Annotated in this window: 2 protein-coding genes; one reads left to right on the forward strand and one right to left on the reverse strand. The window is 48.0% G+C overall.

What is annotated here, in order from left to right; translation table 11 throughout:
* Positions 1-1,671, reverse strand: a 1,671-nt coding sequence (locus A3761_RS13110; RefSeq protein ID WP_068750323.1) for an acyl-CoA dehydrogenase family protein, incomplete at its 3' end; no start/stop codon positions are given.
* Between the two features lie 170 nt (positions 1,672-1,841).
* On the opposite strand from A3761_RS13110, the gene A3761_RS13115 reads away from it, so the two are divergent.
* On the forward strand, positions 1,842-2,079 hold a 238-nt coding region (locus tag A3761_RS13115; protein ID WP_156491831.1), incomplete at its 3' end, for a TetR/AcrR family transcriptional regulator.

Below are 2,079 nucleotides of genomic sequence, written 5' to 3' on the forward strand. Positions count from 1 at the left end.
TGCTCGATTAATGATCGAGTAACAATCAATATCGCCTGGTAGGGTACCATAAACCCAACCTTTGTTGTCACTTTTTAGTCTGGCGAGGCAAAACGCATTGGCGATTTCTTCATTTCCATATTGGAGTAGGCTTGCCCCTTGGAAGCAAAGTGCCATCTTTTCAACGATTCCTCTGGAGCGGTATTCTATATCCTTCTGATTAGAGAATTCTTGATGAAGATCATTTAGGGCTTCATCCATCAGTGAATGCTTACCTTCTACAGTATGCAATTCGGTCAGGAAGGCTTGTAGAGATTCAGGATTACGACGCGTGGCGCGAAGCATGTCCAGGCACTGGACGTTGCCACTACCTTCCCAAATGCTATTTACAGGAGACTCTCTGAATAGTCGGGGCATAATACTATCTTCCATTACGCCACTACCGCCAATGCACTCCATTGCTTCATAGGCGTGGCCGGGGGCCCGCTTGCAGATCCAGTATTTGCCGATAGCAGTTCCCATGCGCACTAAATGTTTTTCCTGCTCGTGTTCACTGCTTAAGTCGAGTGCCCTCGCCATGCGCATGCTTAAAGCCGTAGCTGCTTCGTGCTCAATAATCAGGTCGGCGAGTACATTTTGCATGAGTGGTTGTTTATCGAGTGTATTGCCAAACACCTTGCGTTGGCGGCAGTGATGAGTGATTTGGGAGATTGCCTGGCGCATCATGCCCGAGGTGCCAATCATGCAGTCAAAGCGGGTCATGGCAACCATCTCTAAAATTACCGATACACCTCGACCTTCTTCGCCGATCATCCACCCCATTGCTCCGCGTAGCTCAGTCTCACTGGAAGCATTGGAGACGTTCCCCATTTTATTTTTCAGGCGTTGTACTTGCATCGGATTCTTGCTGCCATCGGGTCGCCAGCGTGGCACCAAGAAGCAAGAAACACCCGAACTAGTTTGGGCGAGTACTAAAAATGCGTCTGACATGGGGGCTGACACAAAATATTTGTGCCCGATTAGTTCGTAAACCTGTCCGGGTCCCTGGGCACCCATTGCAAAGGCGCGCGTACTGTTTTGTCTAACATCGGAACCACCTTGTTTCTCGGTCATTGCCATACCTATTGTGAGGCCTGCCTTTTCTTCATGGCTGACATTTCGGTAGTCATATTCTCGATGCATAACTTTGGGGGCCCATATGTCATAGATATCTGGCTGCCTTTTTAGTGTCGGAATAGCGGCAGAAGTCATAGTTATAGGGCAGCCATGACCTGCTTCAACCTGGCTCATCATATAGCTCTTGGCGGCACGTGCGACATGAGCGCCTGGGCCAGGTTTAGTCCAATGGGAAGAGTGGATGCCTTCCTTAATTGAGAGCGCCATGAGTTGGTGGTAAGAAGGGTGGAAGCGTACCTCATCGATACGCTTACCATGGCGGTTGTGAGTAAAGAATACCGGTTTATTCTCGTTCGCCTGAAAGCCCCATTCAAGCACTTCGGCTGACCCGGTGACCCTGCCAAAACGTGAAAGATCCTCGCTGTAAGCTTGTCCTTGATGAGCTTTAACTGCATCTTTGAGTGCGGCATCTTCTTCATAGGCATTGTAGTTTTCCAATGCTTCGGGTTGATTCTCGACAGTGTGAGTTTCTGGCCAATAGGCGTTGCTCGGCTTGAAAGATTCAGAAGAGGTCATGGTCGCTTACTCCGTACCTTTAGATAAAGTGAACTTGTATTCATTTGTTTGTGCTATTGAATCACGCGATGCTTCAATAGTCAATTCTGCGCATTTAGGATAAAATTCAAGGACCCAGTTCTAAGAGCTCTTCATAAGCTCGTGTGAAGAGAAAAACTAAAGAGTATTCCATGGCATATCGCCCGACAGAAAAAACTGAAGCCAGAAAGAAAGCACAGCGCAAACTGCTCTTGGATACTGCTTTGCAGTTAGTCGCTTCGGGAGGTTTTCAGTCTTTAACCATTGCTTTGTTGGCTGAAAGGGCAGATGTTGCGACCGGTACTGTATATAAGTACTTCGCATCGAAAGCAGAACTGTGCGCAGAAGTGTTTCGGGTGGCCACTGAAAAAGAAGTCAGGAATGTACAGC

The sequence above is a fragment of the Oleiphilus sp. HI0123 genome, from assembly GCF_001635315.1.